At 69.0% G+C, this 20,194-nt stretch carries 17 protein-coding genes; 11 read left to right on the top strand and 6 right to left on the bottom strand.

Annotated features, from left to right (window positions below; translation table 11 throughout):
• Positions 1-4: 4 nt before the first annotated feature.
• From GQ56_RS0113175 to GQ56_RS0113155, 5 genes are all read left to right on the top strand, one after another.
• Positions 5-1,495 (top strand): aldehyde dehydrogenase, encoded by a 1,491-nt coding sequence (locus GQ56_RS0113175; RefSeq protein ID WP_031399102.1) that lies wholly within the window; start codon positions 5-7, stop codon positions 1,493-1,495.
• Between the two features lie 18 nt (positions 1,496-1,513).
• Positions 1,514-2,476: a VOC family protein gene (locus GQ56_RS0113170; RefSeq protein WP_031399101.1), complete on the top strand. Its 963-nt coding sequence runs from the start codon at positions 1,514-1,516 to the stop codon at positions 2,474-2,476.
• A complete protein-coding gene (locus GQ56_RS0113165) occupies positions 2,473-3,717 on the top strand; it encodes an NAD(P)/FAD-dependent oxidoreductase (RefSeq protein ID WP_031399100.1) in 1,245 nt (414 codons plus the stop codon). Before GQ56_RS0113170 ends, GQ56_RS0113165 begins: the two co-directional genes overlap by 4 nt.
• 30 nt (positions 3,718-3,747) lie before the next feature.
• Complete coding sequence (locus GQ56_RS0113160) at positions 3,748-5,148, top strand: MFS transporter (protein WP_031399099.1); 1,401 nt, start codon at positions 3,748-3,750, stop codon at positions 5,146-5,148.
• A gap of 169 nt (positions 5,149-5,317) precedes the next feature.
• Positions 5,318-5,869 carry a GNAT family N-acetyltransferase gene (locus tag GQ56_RS0113155; RefSeq protein ID WP_031399098.1) on the top strand — a complete coding sequence of 184 codons (552 nt, stop codon included), beginning with the start codon at positions 5,318-5,320 and terminating at the stop codon, positions 5,867-5,869.
• Positions 5,870-5,899: 30 nt separating this feature from the next.
• Here GQ56_RS0113155 and GQ56_RS0113150 read toward each other — a convergent pair whose 3' ends face one another.
• Both GQ56_RS0113150 and GQ56_RS0113145 read right to left on the bottom strand, forming a co-directional pair.
• A complete protein-coding gene (locus GQ56_RS0113150; RefSeq protein WP_031399097.1) occupies positions 5,900-6,292 on the bottom strand; it encodes a hypothetical protein in 393 nt (130 codons plus the stop codon).
• Between the two features lie 42 nt (positions 6,293-6,334).
• A complete protein-coding gene (locus GQ56_RS0113145; protein WP_031399096.1) occupies positions 6,335-7,261 on the bottom strand; it encodes an ADP-ribosylglycohydrolase family protein in 927 nt (308 codons plus the stop codon).
• A gap of 553 nt (positions 7,262-7,814) precedes the next feature.
• Between GQ56_RS0113145 and hcp the strand changes: the two genes are divergently transcribed.
• The 4 genes from hcp (at position 7,815) to GQ56_RS0113125 (ending at position 11,658) form a co-directional block, all read left to right on the top strand.
• Entirely contained in the window at positions 7,815-9,482 is a 1,668-nt protein-coding gene (hcp, locus tag GQ56_RS0113140; RefSeq protein ID WP_031399095.1) for a hydroxylamine reductase, read from the top strand.
• A 13-nt stretch (positions 9,483-9,495) separates the two neighbouring features.
• A complete protein-coding gene (locus tag GQ56_RS0113135) occupies positions 9,496-10,524 on the top strand; it encodes a 2Fe-2S iron-sulfur cluster-binding protein (RefSeq protein ID WP_031399094.1) in 1,029 nt (342 codons plus the stop codon).
• Positions 10,525-10,656: 132 nt separating this feature from the next.
• Positions 10,657-11,070, top strand: coding sequence for a PPC domain-containing DNA-binding protein (locus GQ56_RS0113130; protein ID WP_031399093.1), 414 nt, complete (start codon positions 10,657-10,659; stop codon positions 11,068-11,070).
• 75 nt (positions 11,071-11,145) lie between these two features.
• On the top strand, positions 11,146-11,658 hold the full coding sequence (locus tag GQ56_RS0113125; RefSeq protein WP_031399092.1) for a DUF4274 domain-containing protein: 513 nt from the start codon (positions 11,146-11,148) through the stop codon (positions 11,656-11,658).
• Between the two features lie 116 nt (positions 11,659-11,774).
• Here the strand turns inward: GQ56_RS0113125 and acnB are convergent, their stop codons facing one another.
• Entirely contained in the window at positions 11,775-14,360 is a 2,586-nt protein-coding gene (acnB, locus tag GQ56_RS0113120) for a bifunctional aconitate hydratase 2/2-methylisocitrate dehydratase (protein ID WP_031399091.1), read from the bottom strand.
• 356 nt (positions 14,361-14,716) lie between these two features.
• Positions 14,717-15,190 (bottom strand): nuclear transport factor 2 family protein, encoded by a 474-nt coding sequence (locus tag GQ56_RS0113115; protein ID WP_031399090.1) that lies wholly within the window; start codon positions 15,188-15,190, stop codon positions 14,717-14,719.
• Between the two features lie 212 nt (positions 15,191-15,402).
• Here GQ56_RS0113115 and GQ56_RS0113110 point away from each other — a divergent pair, with 212 nt between their 5' ends.
• Positions 15,403-16,785, top strand: coding sequence for a lysozyme inhibitor LprI family protein (locus tag GQ56_RS0113110; RefSeq protein ID WP_052001181.1), 1,383 nt, complete (start codon positions 15,403-15,405; stop codon positions 16,783-16,785).
• A gap of 68 nt (positions 16,786-16,853) precedes the next feature.
• On the opposite strand, the gene GQ56_RS0113105 is transcribed toward GQ56_RS0113110, so the two are convergent.
• Both GQ56_RS0113105 and GQ56_RS0113095 read right to left on the bottom strand, forming a co-directional pair.
• Positions 16,854-17,102 (bottom strand): hypothetical protein, encoded by a 249-nt coding sequence (locus tag GQ56_RS0113105; protein ID WP_031399088.1) that lies wholly within the window; start codon positions 17,100-17,102, stop codon positions 16,854-16,856.
• A 672-nt stretch (positions 17,103-17,774) separates the two neighbouring features.
• Positions 17,775-18,209, bottom strand: coding sequence for a universal stress protein (locus GQ56_RS0113095; RefSeq protein ID WP_031399087.1), 435 nt, complete (start codon positions 18,207-18,209; stop codon positions 17,775-17,777).
• Between the two features lie 370 nt (positions 18,210-18,579).
• Here GQ56_RS0113095 and GQ56_RS0113085 point away from each other — a divergent pair, with 370 nt between their 5' ends.
• Positions 18,580-20,064: an amidase gene (locus GQ56_RS0113085; RefSeq protein ID WP_031399086.1), complete on the top strand. Its 1,485-nt coding sequence runs from the start codon at positions 18,580-18,582 to the stop codon at positions 20,062-20,064.
• Positions 20,065-20,194 lie beyond the last annotated feature (130 nt).

The raw sequence follows: 20,194 nt of genomic DNA, 5'->3' as shown, positions 1-20,194 counted from the left end.
TGACATGACTCCTTTCGATACGAGCCTCGTGCCCGACGGCAACATCCTGATCGGCGGCGAGTGGCGGCGCGGCCGTGGCGCGCCGTACACGAGCGTCTATCCGGCCGACCAGTCGCCGAACATGGAAGTGTCGACCGCGAACGCGGAAGACGCGGCCGAGGCCGTCGAGGCCGCCGACGCGGCATGGCGCCGCGCCGACTGGGCCGGGCTGAAGCCGCACCAGCGCGCGCAGGTGCTGTACCGCATCGCGGATCTGATCATGCAGCGCCACGAGGCGCTCGCGAACCTGCAGCGCCGCGACAACGGCAAGCCGATCGGCGAGACGCGCGTGCTGGTGGCCAGCGCCGCGAACACGTTCCGCTATTTCGCGGCGTGCCTCGAAACGCTCGACGAGGAACTGACGCCGTCGCGCGGCGACTACCTGACGATGAGCGTGTACGAGCCGATCGGCGTGATCGCCGCGATCACGCCGTGGAATTCGCCGATCGCGTCCGATGCGCAGAAGCTCGCGCCGGCGCTCGCCGGCGGCAACGCGGTGGTGCTCAAGCCGGCCGAAGTCACGCCGCTCGTGTCGCTCGCGCTGGCGCGCATCTGCGAGGAAGCCGGCGTGCCGAAGGGCGTGCTGAGCGTGCTGCCGGGCAAGGGCTCGGTGATCGGCGACGTGCTCGTGCGGCATCCGCTGGTGAAGAAGGTGTCGTTTACGGGCGGCACCGAGGTGGGGCGCGGCATCGCGCGCCTCGCGGCCGAGAAGCTGATGCCGGTGTCGCTCGAACTCGGCGGCAAGTCGCCGACGATCGTGTGCGACGACGCCGATCTCGACCACGCGGTCAACGGCGTGCTGTACGGCATCTTCAGTTCGTCGGGCGAAGCGTGCATCGCGGGCTCGCGGCTGTTCGTGCAGCGCTCGGTGTACGACGCGTTCATGGCGCGCCTGGTGGCCGGCGCACGCAAGCTGCGCGTGGGCGACCCGACCCGCCCCGACACGCAGATGGGGCCGCTGATCACCGCGAAGCATCGCGAATCGGTGGAGCGCTACGTCGCGCTCGGTCTCGAGGAAGGCGGCCGCCTGCTGTGCGGCGGCGAGCGTCCGACGGGCGACGGGCGCGAGCACGGCTTCTTCTATCAGCCGACGATTCTCGAAGGCCTGCCGAACAGCGCGCGCATCTGCCGGGAAGAGATCTTCGGGCCCGTGCTCGTCGCGATGCCGTTCGACGACGAAGCGTCGCTGATCGCGCAGGCGAACGACAGCGTGTTCGGGCTCGCGGCCGGCATCTGGACCCGCGACTACAAGCGCGCGTGGCGCATTGCGCGCGCGCTGGAGACGGGCACCGTCTGGATCAACACGTACAAGCTGTTCTCGATCTCCACGCCGTTCTCGGGCTGGAAGGAGAGCGGGATGGGCCGCGAGAAGGGGCGTCTCGGCATCCGCGAGTACATGCAGCAGAAGAGCCTCTACTGGGGCTTGAACGACGCGCCGCTGCCGTGGGCGAACTGAGCGAAGGGGAATGACGCAATGAGCATCTTGGGAATCGAGCAGATCACGTATGGTGTCGACGATCTCGCGACCTGCCGGCGCTTTTTCGCCGACTGGGGGCTGAAGGAAGTCGCGCACGACGAAACGCAGGCGCGCTTCGAGACGCTGAACGGCTGCACCGTGCTGGTCGTCAAGGCCGACGATCCGGCGCTGCCGCCCGCGTTCGAGGCGGGCCCGACGCTGCGGGAGGTCACGTGGGGCGTCGCGACGCAGCAGGAACTCGACGCGCTGCGCGGCAAGTTCGCGGGCCAGCCCGGTTTTTACGCCCGGAAGGATGCGCTCGGCTGCACCGATCCGAACGGGATGGCGATCCGCGTCGAAGTCACGCGCAAGCGCGAACTCGACATTACCGGCTCGCCGTCGAACGTGTGGGGCCGTACGCTGCGCGTCGACCAGCCGAGCCCGATCTATGCGCGTGCGGAGCCGGTCGAGGTCGGGCATGTCGTGTTCTTCACGAACTGCCTCGACGCGCAGGAAACGTTCTATCACGACCTGCTCGGCTTCGAGACGTCGGACCGCTATCCGGGCCGCGGCGCGTTCATGCGCTGCGCGCCGCACGGCGGCCACCACGACCTGTTCCTGCTCGCGCTGCCTACGGCCAAGCGCGGCCTGAACCACGTCGCGTTCACCGTGCGCGACATCCACGAAGTGTTCGGCGGCGGCATGCACATCGACCGCTGCGGCTGGGAAACGCAACTCGGCCCGGGTCGCCACCCGGTGTCGTCCGCGTACTTCTGGTACTTCCAGAACCCGGCCGGCGGCCTGATCGAATACTACGCGGACGAGGACATGCTGACGCCCGAGTGGCAGCCGCGCGAATTCGAGCCGGGCCCGACCGTGTTCGCCGAGTGGGCCGTCGACGGCGGCCTCGACGGCAACACGCGCCGGCAGAAGGACGCGAAGGCGCCGGAAGGCAAGTTCATGACGGAGCGCAAATCATGAGCGAAGCGAACACGCAGGCGCAGGCCGCGCCCGGCACGGTCGTCGTGATCGGCGGCGGCCAGGCCGCCGGCTGGGTGCTGAAGACGCTGCGCGCGCAAGGGTATGCGGGCCGTCTCGTGATGATCGCCGACGAGCCGCACCTGCCGTACGAGCGCCCGCCGCTGTCGAAGGCCGTGCTGGCCGGCGACGCCGACATCGAGACCGTGCGCGTCGTGCATCCCGACGAATTCGACGCGCTGAACGTCGAAGCCTGGCAGCCGGAACGCGCGGCATCGATCGACCGGGCGCGCCGCGTCGTGCGCACGGAAAGCGGCCGCGAGATCGAATACGACCGCCTCGTGATCGCGACCGGCGGCACGTCGCGCCGCTTGCCGGACGCGCTCGTGAAGACGCCGCACCTGCATTACCTGCGCACGCTCGACGAGGCGGCCGCGCTTGGCGGCAAGCTGCGCGCCAGCCGGCGCGTGCTCGTGATCGGCGGCGGCTGGATCGGCCTGGAAGTGGCGGCGACCGCGCGCAAGCTCGGCGTCGACGCGGTCGTGGTCGAGGGCGCGCCGCGGCTGTGCGGCCGCTCGGTGCCGCAGATCGTGTCGGATTTCCTGCTCGACCTGCATCGCGCGAACGGCGTCGACGTGCGGCTCGGCGCGGCGCTCGCCTCGCTCGACGCGCAGCCGGGCGACGCGTCGAAGGTGCGCGCGACGCTCGCCGACGGCACGACGATCGACGCCGATTTCGCGGTGGCCGGCATCGGCCTCGCGCTGAACGCGTCGCTGGCGAGCGACGCGGGGCTGGCCGTCGACGACGGCATCGTCGTCGACGAGTTCGGCGCGACGAGCGACCCGGCGATCTTCGCGTGCGGCGACGTCGCGAACCATCACAACGGCTGGCTGAAGCGGCGCGTGCGGCTCGAATCGTGGGCCAACGCGCAGAACCAGGCGATCGCGGCCGCGAAGGCCGTGCTCGGCGAGCGCGCGCCGTACGCGGAGATTCCGTGGTTCTGGTCCGATCAGTACGACGTGAACCTGCAGATCCTCGGCGATCTGCCGGCCGATGCGCAGCTCGTCGTGCGCGGCGAGCTCGCCGCGCGCCGCGCGACGCTGTTTTTCCTGGGCGACGGGCACGTGAGAGGTGTCATCGCCGTGAACAACGCGCGCGAGCTGAAGCTGGCGCGCAAGTGGATGAACCAGGGCCGGGCAGTGGATACGGAAGCCCTGGCGGACACGAGCAAGGCACTGGCCTGACCGGGCGCCGAGACCAAGGAGACACCCCGCATGAGCACTTTCGACAACGTCGTGGCCGGCCGCGCCACGATGGACGCCGCCGCCGCCACGCCCGGCACGATCATCGCGCGGCTCGAGCGGCTGCCGGCCAACGCGATGCAGATTCGCGCGCGCGTGCTGATCGGCGCCGCGACGTTCTTCGACGGCTTCGACGTGATCACGATCGCGGCGACGCTGCCGCTGCTGATTCACAAATGGGGGCTGTCGCCGACGCAGATCGGCCTGCTGATCGCATCCGGCGCGATCGGCCAGCTGGTCGGCGCATTCCTGTTTCCCGCGCTGGCCGAGAAGCATGGGCGGGTGAGGGCGATCGCCTGGAGCTCGGCCGTGATCGGCGTCACGAGCATCGCCTGCGGGTTCGCGCCGACCTTCGAGATCTTCGTGCTGTTGCGGATCCTGCAGGGCCTCGGCCTCGGCGGCGAGCTGCCGGTCGCGGCGACCTACATCAACGAGATCACGCGCGCGCATGGCCGCGGCCGGTTCGTGCTGCTGTACGAGATCGTGTTCCCGATCGGCCTGCTCGTGTCGATGGCGCTCGGCGCGTGGCTCGTGCCGCGCTTCGGCTGGGAGATCATGTACTTCGTCGGCGGGCTGCCGCTGATCCTGTCGCTGGTGCTCACGCGCCTCGTGCCGGAATCGCCGCGCTGGCTCGCGTCGCGCGGGCGGCTTCCGGAAGCCGGGCGTGCGGTGAGCGCGTTCGAGGCGTCGGTGCGCGGCGAGCTGCCGCCGGTCACGCAGGCGGCCGCATTCGACGAGATGGTGCGCCAGCATCCGAAGCGCAGGATGAGCGACCTGTTCAGCGCCGCATATCGCAAGCGCACCCTTGCGGTGGCGACGCTGTGGGCGACCTGCGGGTTCATCCAGTACGGGCTGTCGACGTGGCTGCCGACGATCTACAAGAACTTCTATCACGCGCCGCTGCAGCTTGCGCTGAACCTCGCGGTGATCGGCTCGGTGATGGGCGTGCTCGGGTCGCTCGCGTCGGCGCTGCTGGTCGACAAGCTCGGCCGCAAGCCGGTGATCGTGTGGTCGTTCGTGCTGTGCGCGCTGTCGCTCGGGTTCGCGGGCATCTATCACGCGTCGTCGGTGTACGTCGTCGCGATCTTCTGCTCGCTGTCGCTCGGGCTGATGGCGTCGGGTTTCATCACGGCCTACGTGTACACGCCGGAACAGTATCCGACGAGCATCCGCGCGTCGGGCTGCGGGCTCGGCAGCGCCTGGCTGAAGATCGCGTCGTTCGTTGCGCCGATGGTGGTGCCGCACGCGATCATCGGCGGGAATCTCGCGCCGGCGTTCTACCTGATCGGCGTCGTGCCGCTGATCGCGGCGGCGACCGTGCATTTCGTCGGGATCGAGACGAAGGGGAAGGTGCTCGAAGCGCTCGAGGCGTAAGCGCGGCCGGCGGTAGCGGATGACGTGACGAGGCCCGGGCGATGCCCGGGCCTTGTGTCGTGCGGCGCGCCGGTTGCCGCGGCGGGCCGCGCCGTGCAAACGCGCGCGATGGCCGACTGGCGGCTTGCGTGTTCTAATTCACGATCCCGTTTTTCGACCGACTGTCGCCATGCCCCTGTTCGAACCCGTCACGCTGGAAACTTCCCGCCTCGTCCTGCGGCCGCTGCGCGAAGCCGACGCGCACGCCTTCTTCGAGATTTGGTCGGATGCGGAAGCCATGCGCTATTTCTCGTTCTCGCCGATGACGCACATCGAACAGGCAATCGAGCGCGTCGCGCGCAACCTGAAGACGTCGGCGAGCGGGCAGGACCTGATCTGCGTGCTCGAACTGCGGGAAACCGGTGAAGCGCTGGGCGAATGCGTGCTGTTCCATGCGAACGAGCAATGCCGGCGCGCCGAGATCGGCTTCAGCCTGCGGCGCACGTTCTGGCGCGGCGGATACATGCGCGAAGCGGCCTCGGCCGTGATCGAACACGCGTTCGGCACGCTGCGGCTGAACCGGCTCGAAGCCGATATCGACCCGCGCAACGTCGCGTCGGCGGGGCTGCTCGAACGGCTCGGATTCGCACGGGAAGGGTTGCTGCGGGAGCGCTGGATCGTCGGCGACGAAGTGTCGGACAGCGCGCTGTACGGGTTGCTGGCAAGCGACCGGCGCGCGTGACGCGGCCGGGCCGGTGAGGGCCCGGTCATGTCATTCCCAGCGGCTGTCGTCCATGTCGGCCTCCACGTCGGCGGTTCCGCCGAAGCCCAGCTGCTCGAGCCGCGCGTAGTAGCGCGTGTAGTCGAATTCGCCGTCCGCTTCCCACGGTTCGAGATTCCAGATCGCGTCGGCCATCCACGGAATCCAGCGCGGCGGAGGCGGCCATTTCAGGAAGTAGGTCACGCGTTCGCTCGCCTGCCACGCACGCTGCTCCCACCATTCCTGAAACACCATCATGAACGTTTCGCCGCCCCCCATTCGCCACCCCATGCTGTACGGGTGCGAATCGGGCGCGATGACCCACGGTGGCGGAACCGTGCCGTACTGCGCGGTGTAGTCGGCCACGCCTTGTTCGTACCAGTCTTCGTCTGCGTACTGCCCCATCCGGTCTCCGTCTGCTGTTGGCTGCGTATTCTCTTCGAGCGCTCACGATTTCGCGAGCCGGCCCTCGACCTGTTCTTTCCCGCGCAGCGCCGCGACCCACCGGCCGGGTAACGCGTGCTCGCCGTACAGCGCGCCGGCGAGGCTGCCGGCGATGGCCGCCGTCGTATCCGTGTCGTTGCCGAGCGCGATCGCGCGCTTCACGCAGTCTTCGTAGCTGCGCGTCGACAGCAGGCAATGGATCGACGACCAGAAGCTGTCGACCACGTAACCGGACCCTTGCGGCGCGTCGAAGCGGCCGTCGAGCACGACCTTCAGTTCGACCTCGTCGGCGGTGCCCGCGTAGCGCGTCAGCAACTCGTCTTCGGCCGCGCGCACCGCATCGGGCGCCGGTTGTCCTTCGACGATGCCCATTGCGGTCAGGCCATAGAGCGCACAGCACAGCTGCGAGCGCACGTGGCCGTGCGTGACGACGCTCTGCTTGCACGCGAGCCGGATCGTTTCGTCGCGCGAGGCGGCGACCATCACGACCGGGAAGCAGCGCATCAGCGAGCCGTTGCCGTTGTCTTGCTCGCCGCCGGGGCCGGCAACGGCGGGCGCCGCGCCGGCTGCCAGCGCGTGGAACGCACGCTGCGTCTGCAGGCCGACGTCGAATACGCGGCCGTCCGGCGTGAAGGCGCCGCGATGAAACCAGTCCTGCAGGTTGCGGGCGAACGTGTCGAGATTCAGGTCGCGGTCGTCCGACAGCGCGTCGAGTAGCGCGAGCGCCTGCGCGCCGTCGTCGCTCCAGGTGCCGGGCGGCACGCCGTCGTGCGCGCGTGCAAAGCCGGGCGGCGGCGTCATGTCGATCGCCGCGGGCGGCGGGATCGACGCGGCGTCGTGGAATTCGTACGGGACGCCCAGCGCGTCGCCGATCAGCAGGCCCAGCAGGCCGCCGCGCAGGCGGGATCGTCGGTTCGGAATCGTTGTCATCGGAAGCGGTTCGGGTTGGCGGCTTGCGTCGCGAAACACCGTGCAGACTAGACCAATCGCGTGCGCGTGCCTAGCCGGCGCGATGAACGCGACGGGGAGGCAATCGCTCTAGCCGCATGCGGCAACCGGGCGAATGGGCGAATGGGCGAATGGGCAAACGGGCAAACGGGCGAACGGGCAAACGGGCAAACGGGCAAACGGGCAAACGGGCAAACGGGCAAACGGGCAAACGGGCAAACGGGCAAACGGGCGGGCGACGACGGGCATCGCGACGGTGGGCAGGCCATCGAATGCACGGATGCCGGCCATGCAGGCCCGCCCGGAGACGTTCGCGCGGCCGACGCCGGCAAGCCGTCATGGCGACAAGTTGCCTCACCGGTGCGCCTGCCGCTTCTTGATCTGCATCACGGTGGCGCAACGCGCGCGGAAACATCATGAAAAAGATTCATGCAGCCGGCATCGTTGAGCGGGCGGGATGCCCGGCGGCCCGGAGCCCGCGTTCCGCCGCCGTTCGCGCCGACCTGCGCCCCCATGATCGAGAAAGGAGAGCACCGTGTTCTGCTATCAATGCGAACAGACCGACCGCACCGGCGCACGGCCCGGCTGCGCGTCGGTGAAAGGCAACTGCGGCAAGGATGCGACGACGGCCGGCCTGCAGGACCTGCTGGTCCATGCGGTGAAGGGCATCGCGCAATACGGCGCGATCGCGCGGGCGATGGGCGTGCCCGATCGGGACGCCGACCGCTTCATGCTGTATGCGATGTTCACGACGCTGACCAACGTGAATTTCCATGCGGCGCGTTTCGTCGCGCTGCTGCGCGAGGCGGCGCAGGTGCGCGATCGCGTGAAGGCCGCGTGCGAGGCGAGCGTGCGGGCGGCGGGCTCGATTCTCCCGGCGCAGCACGGGCCGGCGATGTGGCAGCCGGCGGACGATCTGGCCGGCCTGCTGGAGCAGGCCGCCGGCGCCGGCATCGACGCGGACCGCGACGAGGTGGGCGAGGACATTGTCGGCCTGCGCGCGCTGGTGCTGTACGGGCTGAAGGGCGTGTGCGCGTACGCGCATCATGCGCGGGTGCTCGGCTACGAGCGCGACGACGTCTACGACGGGATCGAGACGGCGCTCGCGTTGCTTGCCCGCGCGCCCGTCGATATGGACGTGCTGCTCGCGCAGGCGCTCGAACTCGGCCGGTTGAACCTGACGGTGATGGAGTTGCTCGACAGCGCGAACACCGGCCGTTTCGGCGCACAGCAGCCGACCGCCGTGCGCGTGTCGCCGGTGGCGGGCAAGGCGATCCTCGTGTCGGGCCACGATCTCGGCGATCTGCACGCGCTGCTCGAACAGACGGCCGGCACGGGCCTCCATGTGTACACGCACGGCGAGCTGCTGCCGGCTCACGCATATCCGGTGCTGAAGGCCTTCCCGCACCTCGTCGGCAACTACGGCGGCGCATGGCAGGACCAGCAGGCCGACTTCGCGCGTTTCCCCGGGCCGATCCTGATGACGTCCAACTGCATCGTCGAGCCGCTGGCGCCGTACCGGCAGCGGATCTTCACGACGGGGCCGGTCGGCTGGCCGGGGGTGCGCCATCTCGAGCATCGCGATTTCTCGACGCTGATCCGCGCGGCGCAGGCGTTGCCCGGTTTCCCGGCCACGCCGCCGGCGGAGACGATCACGGTCGGGTTCGGCCGCCACGCGGTGCTCGGCGTGGCGGATCGCGTCGTCGACGCGGTCCGGGCCGGACAGATCCGTCATTTCTTCCTGATCGGCGGGTGCGACGGCGCGGCGCCGGGCCGCGACTACTACACCGCGTTCGCGGAGCAGACGCCCGGCGATACGGTCGTGATGACGCTCGGCTGCAACAAGTACCGGTTCAACCGGCACGCGTTCGGCGAGATCGGCGGCCTGCCGCGCCTGCTCGACATCGGGCAGTGCAACGACAGCTATTCGGCGATCCGGATCGCGACCGCGCTCGCCGATGCGCTCGAATGCCGCGTGAACGACCTGCCGCTGTCGTTCGTGATCTCCTGGTTCGAGCAAAAGGCGGCGGCCGTGCTGCTGACGCTGCTCGCGCTCGGCCTGCGCAACATCCGGCTCGGGCCGACGCTGCCGGCGTTCGTCACGCCGGGCGTGCTCGCGGTGCTGGTCGAGCAGTTCGGCATCCGGCCGATCGGCGACGCAGCGGCCGACCTGGCCGAGTCGCTGGCGCATCCGGCGGCCTGAACGGGATCGACCGATGACCTACCGGATCGACATCACGACGCGCGACGGCGCGCGGTTCGACTTCGGCTGCGATGCCGGGCAGGATCTGCTGTCGGCGGCGGCCGACGCGGACATCACGCTGCCGTCGCAATGCCGGCGCGGCAGTTGCGGCGTGTGCCGGGCGACCGTCGTCGACGGCCCGTACGAGAGTCGGGACGACGGCGCCGGCGTGCGGCCGCCGGGCCCGCGCGAGCGCGGTGAGGTGCTGCTGTGCCGGACCCTGCCGCGCGGCGACCTGCGGATCGCCGCGCCGTACGACAGAGCCAAGGTGCTGCTGCACCCGGTGCCCGTGCGCACCGCGCGGATCGCGACGCTCGAGCCGATCGCGGCCGGCACGATGCGGGTCGAGCTGCAGGTCGAGCCCGACGACGCATTCGGCTCGGCGGTGGAGTTCGAGCCCGGCCAGTTCGCCGAGCTGGAGGTGCCCGGCAGCGGCCGGCGCCGCCCGTATTCGCTCGCGAACACGAGCAACTGGGACGGTCGCCTCGAATTCGTGATCCGGCTGCGGCCGGACGGCGGGTTCTCGACATACCTGGGCGAGCGCGCGCGGCCCGGCGATCCGCTGACCGTGCGCGTGCCGATGGGCGGCTTCGGGCTGTTCGCGGACAGCCTGCGGCCGCGCTGGTTCGTCGCGGGCGGCACGGGCCTCGCGCCGATCCTGTCGATGCTGCGGCGCATGGCGGAGTTTCAGGAGACGGTCGACGCGCGGCTTTTCTTCGGCGTCAATCAGGAAAACGAACTGTTCATGCTCGATGCGCTCGCGCAATTGCAGGCCGACCTGCCGCGGTTGCACGTCGATCTGTGCGTGTGGCGGCCGGGCGCGGCGTGGGCGGGGTATCGCGGCACGCCGGTCGACGCGTTGCGCGCGGCGCTTGCACAGACGGGCGCGCTGCCGGATCTCTACGCGTGCGGGCCGCCGCCGCTCGTGCAGGGAGCACGCGAAGCGGCCGCGGCGGCGGGCGTGCCGGACGCACAGTTCGTGAGCGAGTGTTTTACCGGTTGATGCCGGTGCAGGTGCAGGTGCAGGTGCAGGCACCGCCGCAACCGCGCGGTGCCAGCGGGTGCGGGCGGCTTGCCGGATTCGCGAGGCGAACGTACGCTTGGTTGATCCCCCTCCATCGGCAGGTGCCCGACCATGCAAGCCCATCCCCTGCGTCTGTCTCCCGGCGACGATCTGCGCGCCTCCATCGAGGTGGCGTTGCGTCGTCTCGGCGCGAACGCGGCATTCGTGATCCAGGGCATCGGCAGCCTGAGCGTCGCGCAGTTGCGCGTTGCCGGCGCCGACGCGCCGACCGAGCTGCGCTGCGATCTCGAAATCCTGACACTGGCCGGGTCGGTATCGCCCGACGGCGCGCATCTGCACATGGCCGTTTCCGACGGGGGCGGGCGCGTGTCGGGCGGCCATGTCGCGAGCGGCTGCGTGGTGCGCACGACGGCCGAGATCCTGCTTGCGCTGCTGCCCGCGCATCGCTTCGCTCGCGAACCCGACCCGCGCACCGGCTTCAACGAACTGGTGATCCGCCGCGAGCCGGGCGGCAAGCGCGCGTGAGCGTCGCGAGCGGCGGTAGAATCGCCGGTCGTTCGGGGCTTTCCCGCTATCCACCATTCCACGAGGGCACCATCCATGGACGATCCGGAAATCGAACAGAAAGCGTGGGATATCGTCCGCACCTGGCTCGAGGGCGCGACGCCCGAGCAGTGGCACCGGTTCGCCGCGCGCTCCAATTACGACGGCAACGACTGCGAGCTGCGCTGGCTGCTCGACAACCGCCAGGTCGATCGCGCCACCGCGCTGCTGATCTACTGGAATCTCGGCGCTGCCTGGTACGTGCAGTACGCGAACGAAAGCGACCTGGGCGACGGGTCGATTCACCTGGACACGTTCCGGCTGCTGCGCGAAATCGAGCGGCGCTATGCCGACGGCCATTACGCCGATCACGGCATCCGGTTCGATCCGCACGACTTCGAGGGCGCGGGCCCGGACGACTATCCCGACGTGCCGGTTGTGCGGCCGGTGCCGGCGCTGATGCTGCAGCCGACGAGCGGCAGCGTGTACGTCGATCTCGACGAAGCGGAAGGGTACGACGAAGGCTTGCCGTTCGACGTGGCCGAGCGGCTCTACGCGCTGTACGACTGAGCGGGCCGCGGCCGCCTGCCGGCGCCGCATGAAAAATGGCGCCGCCGGCTGAATGCCTGCGGCGCCATTGCGCGATGCTGCGACGTCGACCGCCCGTCGCAGCCCGATGCGCGTGCTTACAGCTGCACGGTGTCGGCCACTTCCTTGAAGTCTTCGATCTGGTCGAAGTTCATGTACTTGTAGATCTTGTCGCCGTTGGCGCTGAGCACGCCCATGTCGGCCATGTACTCTTCCTTGGTCGGGATCTTGCCCAGACGCGAGCAGATTGCCGCCAGCTCCGCCGAGCCGAGGTACACGTTGGTGTTCTTGCCCAGGCGGTTCGGGAAGTTGCGGGTCGACGTCGACATGACCGTCGCGCCTTCGCGCACCTGTGCCTGGTTACCCATGCACAGCGAGCAGCCCGGCATTTCCGTACGCGCGCCGGCCGTGCCGAACACGCCGTAGTGGCCTTCCTCGGTCAGCTGCTTCTGGTCCATCTTGGTCGGCGGCGCGACCCACAGCTTGACCGGGATGTCGCGCTTGCCTTCGAGCAGCTTCGACGCGGCGCGGAAGTGGCCGATGTTGGTCATGCACGAGCCGATGAACACTTCGTCGATCTTGGCGCCGGCGACGTCCGACAGCGTCTTCACGTCGTCCGGGTCGTTCGGGCAGGCGACGATCGGTTCGTGGATGTCGGCGAGGTCGATCTCGATGACGGCCGCGTACTCGGCGTCGGCGTCCGGCGACAGCAGTTGCGGGTCGGCCAGCCATTGTTCCATCGCCGCGATACGGCGCTGCAGGCTGCGCGGATCCTGGTAGCCCTGCGCGATCATCCACTTCAGCAGCGTGATGTTGCTGTTCAGGTACTCGATGATCGGTTCCTTGTTCAGGTGCACCGAGCAACCGGCGGCCGAACGTTCGGCGGATGCATCCGACAGCTCGAACGCTTGCTCGACCTTCAGGTCGGGCAGGCCTTCGATTTCGAGGATGCGGCCGGAGAAGATGTTCTTCTTGCCTTGCTTGGCGACCGTCAGCATGCCCTGCTTGATCGCGTACAGCGGAATCGCGTTGACGAGGTCGCGCAGCGTGACGCCCGGCTGCATCTTGCCCTTGAAGCGGACCAGCACCGATTCCGGCATGTCCAGCGGCATCGTGCCGGTGGCGGCCGCGAACGCGACCAGGCCCGAGCCTGCCGGGAAGCTGATGCCGATCGGGAAGCGCGTGTGCGAATCGCCGCCGGTGCCGACGGTGTCGGGCAGCAGCATGCGGTTCAGCCACGAGTGGATCACGCCGTCGCCCGGGCGCAGCGCGATGCCGCCGCGCGTGCTGATGAAGTTCGGCAGCGTCTGGTGCGTCTTCACGTCGACCGGCTTCGGATACGCGGCGGTGTGGCAGAACGACTGCATCACGAGATCGGCCGAGAAGCCGAGGCAGGCGAGATCCTTGAGTTCGTCGCGGGTCATCGGGCCCGTGGTGTCCTGCGAGCCGACCGAGGTCATCTTCGGTTCGCAGTACGTGCCCGGACGGACGCCCTGGCCTTCCGGCAGGCCGCAGGCGCGGCCGACCATCTTCTGCGCGAGCGAGAAGCCCTTGCCGCTGTCGGCCGGCTGGTGCGGCAGGCGGAACAGCGTCGACGGCGCGAGGCCCAGCGCTTCGCGCGCCTTCGCGGTCAGGCCGCGGCCGATGATCAGCGGAATGCGGCCGCCGGCGCGCACTTCGTCGAACAGCACGTCGGACTTGACCTGGAAGTCGGCGATCACCTTGCCGTCCTTCAGCGCCTTGCCTTCATACGGGCGCAGTTCGACCACGTCGCCCATTTCCATCTGCGACACGTCGAGCTCGATCGGCAGCGCACCGGCGTCTTCCATCGTGTTGTAGAAGATCGGGGCGATCTTGCCGCCGAGGCACACGCCGCCGAAACGCTTGTTCGGAACGAACGGGATGTCCTCGCCGGTGAACCACAGCACCGAGTTGGTGGCCGACTTGCGCGAGGAGCCGGTGCCGACCACGTCGCCCACGTACGCGACCAGGTGACCCTTTTCCTTCAGCGATTCGATGAACTTGACCGGGCCGCGCTTGCCGTCTTCTTCCGGCGTGATGCCCGGGCGCGCGTTCTTCAGCATCGCCAGCGCGTGCATCGGGATGTCCGGGCGGGTGGTGGCGTCCGGGGCCGGCGACAGGTCGTCGGTGTTGGTTTCGCCCGTCACCTTGAAGACGGTGATGGTCAGGCTTTGCGGCACTTCCGGACGGCTCGTGAACCATTCGGCGTCGGCCCAGCTTTGCAGCACGGCCTTCGCGTGCGCGTTGCCCTTGTCGGCGAGTTCCTTCACGTCATGGAACTGGTCGAACATCAGCAGGGTTTTCTTCAGGGCGTCGGCTGCGACGGCCGCGACGGCCTCGTCTGACAGCAGTTCGATCAGCGGCTGGATGTTGTAGCCGCCGAGCATCGTGCCGAGCAGCTCGGTCGCTCGCGCGCGGGAGATCAGCGGGCTGACGGTCTCGCCCTTGGCGACGGCGGCCAGGAAGCCGGCCTTCACGCGGGCGGCTTCGTCGACGCCGGCGGGCACGCGGTGGGTGATCAGGTCGAGCAGCGTCTGCTCTTCGCCGGCGGGCGGGTTCGTCAGCAGTTCCACCAGTTCGGCGGTCTGCTGAGCCGTCAGCGGCAGGGAAGGAATACCGAGCGCGGCGCGGGCGGCCACGTGAGCACGAAAGTTTTCAAGCATGGGGAGACCTGCTGATATTGCGTTTGAGGGGAAGGCCTTGCCGGCACTCCGGGCTGTTCCAGGCACTGCTTTGAGCGGGATTCTAATCCCAATGCTCTTTAACGTCAAATGTCTTATGTCTTATATAAGAGTTGAGGCGGGCGATGCGGCGACGGATGGCCGGACGAGGCGGCGGCGGGTGCGGGCGTGGTGCGCCCGCGCGCCCGGGAGCCCTTGCCGGCCGGGCAAGGTTGCGACGGAGGGCTGTCAAATTCGGGTGGGGAAGCGGGTGGGATCGATCCCGGGCGGCATGCCGCAGGCGATGGCGTCCGTCCGGCATGGCCGGTGCGGCGATGCAGCCGCGCGCGGCGCGTGCGCTAGCGTCGTTTGGCCCGATACGCGTCGAGATTCCTGCGCGCCTGCGCGCGGATCGCGCGTTGCACGAACGGCGTCCAGCCGAGCAGCGCGCCTTTCAACCCGAGCGCCTGACGCGACCAGCGCCACAGGTCGAAGCTGTCGCGATGCTCGACGATGCGGCCGTCGAGAAACCGGAAACGCGCGTCGATCCGGTTGACGACGATGCGGCCGGTCGGGCTGAACCGGTAGTGGGCGATCCATTCGGCGCGCCCGGCCCGTTGATCCGCGTCGACGTCGCCGAACGTCAGTGAAAACTCCTGCGCGCGCGCCACCAGCATGCGCCACATGTCGCGTGCGTGTTCGCCGCGCAACTCGCCGAACGCGGGATCGCTGAACACGATGTCGTCGGCATAGCAGGCGAGCATCGCGTCGACGTCGCGCTGCTGGAATGCCGTGTAGAAGCGCTGGATCAACGCGGTGTTCGGGTGGCTCATCTGTCGATTGGCTTTCGTTGTCGATGCGGCGGCGAGTCGTCGCGGCAGCCCGATGGCGGGCAAGCCACTGTAGCGGAAATCGCTCAGGCTGTCGCTCGCGCGCGACGACCGCGGCCGGCTGTTTCGCTGGCCGGTCAATTGGTGGACAATCCGGCGCGGGAGGCCGCCCGCGCCTCGTCCGCAGAGCCCGCGTCGACCGTCGAGACCGATCCATGACCTTCCGCATTGAAGCGCCGTTCCGGCGCGCGTTGTTGCCCGTGCTGCTCGCCGTTGCATCCCGTACCCCCGCTGCGGGGCTCGACTGCGCGCACGCGGGCAGCCCGACGGAACAGGCCGTGTGCGCGTCGAGCGACCTGCACCTGGATGACGGCAGGCTGTCGGCCTTCTACCGGAAACTGTCCGATGCGTTGCCGCAGGGGCCGCGCGCCGCGTTGCGCACCGAACAGCTCGGCTGGCTGAAGGCTCGCGACCAGTGCGGCGCGGATCGAGGCTGTATCGAACAGCATTATCGGTCGCGGATCGGCGATCTGCAGACACGGCTGGTGGCGGTGTTCGCGTACCGCCCCGACGCCGAGGACCGAGCCGCGCTCGACGATTTGCGTGCGCTCGTCGAGCAGGCGCGCCGGACGGATCCGGTCTCGCCGGTCGAGCAGGTCATCGAGCGGTTGCGGGTCAGGACGGCGGTCGCGCAGTTCTCCAGCGCGTCCGACGACGGGCAGGACGCGGCGTTTCCGACGGCCCGGCCCCGCGACGTGACGGTCGACGAATGGAAGGCGTTGCACGCGTCGCACATCGACGCCGGCGACACCACGACGCGCGCGTTCTACACGCTGATCGACCTCGACGGCGACGGGCAGCGCGACCTCGTCGTCGAATCCGCGGCGGAGGGGACCGGCCTGTGGTCGTCGGTCGACGTATGGCGGCGCAACGGTGGCCGGTTCGAGGTGCCCGCCAGCTCGAACGAGGCGCTCGATCGCAACCTGTACACGACGAACGGCCGCGGAGCGAATCAGGCGGCCGATTGGGTGCGACTGCGCGGGCGCGTCTATGCGCTGTATCGCGACAGCCACTACGGCGTGGACGAGTATTACCTGCTGCGGCCGTTTACCGTCGTCGATCGGGTGCCGAAGCTGACGGTCCACTATCGCTACCGGCTGTCGGTGCCGATCGAGCAGCGCGACGACGGCAAGGCCGCTGCGACGACGCTCGACCGCACGCTGCACGCGGCCCTCGAACGGGCGCTGCGCGACGTGAGCGACAGCACCGCGCGCGATGCCGGCTCCGACACGCCGCTGTGTCCGATTCCGGCTTCGGTGCAGGGCGACGATCGCAGCGAGTACATGAGCTACGGGCCCGGTCACTACACGTTCGAGATCGTCGGCGACATGCCGGTCCGGGTCGGCGGCACGTGCTACATCGGCCGGCTGATCGACTGGTTCGGCGGATACGGCAAGGACGGCCTGTTCGCGCAGATATCGATGCGCGTGCCCGGCAGCGACACCGATCGCGAACAGACGTTCACCGTGAACGGCGTGCGGGCCGTCACATCGGTCGCGACGTCGATCGAGAAAATGACGGTGAACAGCGGGGATTGACGTGGAGGGGTGCGGCTCCGGTTCGGCCGGTTCGGCCCGAACCCGAGCGACGCGCCGCCGGACGCGCGTCAGCGGTTCGCCAGCGCGACCTCCTGGTTGCCGCGCCCCGTCACGAGGCAACCCGACATGAATGCCTCGCTCTGGCTGCCGGCGGCTGCGTCGCCGAAACCGCGGCCGAGCGCGTCGGCCTTCACCTGCGCGGCGCCCTGTTCGCAGGCCAGCGGGCTCGCGTCATGCCCCTGCGCATGCAGGATCGCGCGATCCGCGATGAGATAGGCCAGCAGCGCGAAAACAGCGATATGTACGGCTCGTCTCATGGTTCGTCTCCTCGTCGCTCAAGCGTAACGCGGACACGTTCGACGTGGCACTTGGGGGTTCCCCCGGTAAACGTCTGCTGAAACGGGGCCGGGCAGGGTGATCCTGTCCCGTTTTTTTGGCGAATCGCGAGCGAAAGGAGCGGGCGCTCTTCAGGCGGGCGGCGGGCGGCTTCAAGGCGTGCGGCGCCCGCAACCGGATGCGCGGTGCGACGATCGCGCGGCGGTTTTCGGCGCGGCAGGCGGGCGATTCACGCGAGGTTGACGAATGTCAGGGTCCGGGCGGGGCCGGGCGGTCGCGGGGCCGCTCGGGGCGATAGCATGAATGCATGATTTGACGGAACGGGAACGCGGAAGAACGCACCGGTTCCGGCAAGCAGGTGTGCGTTGAATATCGCTATCGAAATAGTGAGGAATCCAAATGCTTAACGTCTCTTCGGTTCTGATCAGTCTCGCCCCGATGTGGGCCATCCTGCTGGTTGCGTCGTCGGCGGCCGCGTATTTCGTGTTCTGGCGCAAGGCCGTCAAGTAGGCGTCGCAGCCGCCGCCGGTGCGCGTGCGAATGGCGCCGCGCACATGTGGCGCGCCGTTGGGTGCCGTCGCCAGCGCCGATCCGGGGCCTGCCTCGGGTCCGTCAGCGGCGGGCTGCCGCCGCGCGGCAGCCGGTCATTCCCGTCATTGCACGGCCGTTACCGGCACATTCGAGATCCGCACCAGCCGGTCCATCACGCTGCGACGGAACAGCGACATCAGCGCGTGCAGCGGATCGTGCCTCGGCGCGACAACCACGATTTCGTCGCATCCCGTCTCCGCGGCCACGGCCGCGATCGTATCGGCCACCGGGCCCACCTTCATCACGACGCTGTACTTGACGCCGGCTTCCCGCAGGATCCGCTCGGCCATGGTCAGATCGTCGGACGCAAACTTCTCCTCGATCGAGCGCAGCCGCGACAGCGGATGATAGGCCTCGAGCCGCGTCGACTCGAGCGGCGCCTGTACGTTGATCAGCACGATTTCCGACGCGCAGCGTTCGCGATACAGGAACGTCGCGTGGCGAACGGCCTGGAGCGAGCGTGGCGAGTGACCGACCGGAACCAGCAGCTTGAGCATGAATGTTGTCCAGGGAACGATATGCTTCCAGCGTAGCGCGCGGCCGGCGCGCCCGACCTAAAGAGATCGGGCGGCCGCGTAAAAATGTCGTTAACGGGCGCCGCCGCATGACACGCCCGTTTGAAATATAAGAAATTTAAGTTTATGCGCATAAACGATTTCATCGACCGGGCGGAGGGCGCGAACGGCCCGGCGCGCCTCGCGCCGATTCAGTCGGTTCCGCAATGAATCGCGACCGAAAATATCGGAGGTCGCCGATCCGGCGTCGCGTAGAGTAGAGCGTCGGTCGCGGCGCGGCCGCTCCGGGGCGGTTCGGGAGCGGCCGCCGCCACGCGGCCCGCCATTCCATTTCGCCTCCAGGAGACCTCGCATGCCGCACGGCGCCCCGCAGTTTCTCGCTCCCGCTTCCATTTCCGTCGATCCGATCGTGCGCCTGTCGGCCGGCGAGCTCGCGGCGGCGATCCGCGGCAAGGCGGTGTCGTGCGTCGAGACGATGCGCGCGTATCTCGACCACATCGAGCGCGTGAACGGCGCGGTCAACGCGATCGTCGCGCTGCGCGAGCGGGAGGCGCTGCTGGCCGAAGCCGCGGAAAAGGATGCCGCGCTGGCGCGCGGCGAGTATCACGGCTGGATGCACGGGATGCCGCAGGCGCCCAAGGATCTGGCGATGACGAAGGGGCTGCGCACGACCTACGGTTCGCCGATCTTTCGCGAGAACGTGCCGCAGGCCGATTCCGTGGGCGTCGCGCGGATGCGCGCGGCCGGCGCGATCTTCATCGGCAAGACCAATACGCCGGAGTTCGGGCTCGGTTCGCATACGTTCAACGAGGTATATGGTGCGACGCGCAACCCGTACGACCTGACGAAAAGCGCGGGCGGCAGCAGCGGCGGCACGGCGGCGGCGCTCGCGTCGCGGATGCTGCCGGTGGCGGACGGCAGCGATTTCGGCGGCTCGCTGCGCAATCCGGCCGCGTTCTGCAACATCTACGGCTTCCGCCCGTCGCAGGGCCGCGTGCCGCGCTGGCCGGGCGTCGACGTGTTCGTCCAGCAGCTCGGCATCGAGGGGCCGATGGGCCGCACGGTCGGCGACGTCGCGCAGCTGCTCGCGATCCAGGCCGGGCATGACCGCAACGATCCGCTGTCGCTCGCGGAGGATCCTGGCGTGTTCGCGCAGCCGCTCGACGCCGATTTGCGTGGCAAGCGCGTCGCCTGGGTCGGCGACTGGAACGGCTATCTCGCGACCGAGGCCGGCGTGCTGGCGCTGTGCGAGCAGGGGCTGGCGACGCTGCGCGAGACAGGCTGCGACGTCGAGGCCGCGCTGCCGGCGTTCGCGCCAGACCGGATCTGGCGGCTGTGGCTCACGCACCGCCATCTGCTGTCCGGCGGCGGGTTGCTCGCCCACTATCGCGACCCGGCGCGCCGTGCGCTGCTGAAGCCCGAGGCGATCTACGAGGTTGAAGGGCTGCTCGCGCTGCAGGGCGCGGCGGTGTTCGACGCGAGCGTCGAGCGCACCGCGTGGTATCAGGCCGTGCTGAGCTTCTTCGACCGTTACGATTTCATCGCGGCGCCGACCGCGCAGGTGTTTCCGTTCGACGTCGACCAGCGTTGGCCGCAGGCGATCGCGGGCCGCACGATGGACACCTACCACCGCTGGATGGAAACGGTCGTGCCGTGGACGCTGGCCGGCTGCCCGGTGGTCAGCGTGCCGGTCGGCTTCAACGAGGCGGGGCTGCCGATGGGGATGCAGCTGATCGGGCGTCCGCGCGCCGATCTCGCGGTGCTGCAGCTCGCGCACGGCTACGAGCAGGCGGTCGGGCCGGCTGGCCGACGGCTGCCGGCCTGGATGGCCGCGTGACGCCTGACCCGGATATCTGACCCGGCCCCGGCCCCGGACACGGACACGGACACGGACACGGACACGGACACGGACACGGACACGTGTCCGTGTCCGTGTCCGTGTCCGTGTCCGTGTCCGTGTCCGGGGC

This window comes from Burkholderia paludis, assembly GCF_000732615.1.
In the GTDB taxonomy this organism is placed as follows: domain Bacteria; phylum Pseudomonadota; class Gammaproteobacteria; order Burkholderiales; family Burkholderiaceae; genus Burkholderia; species Burkholderia paludis.
This window is presented reverse-complemented; position numbering and strand designations above follow the sequence as displayed.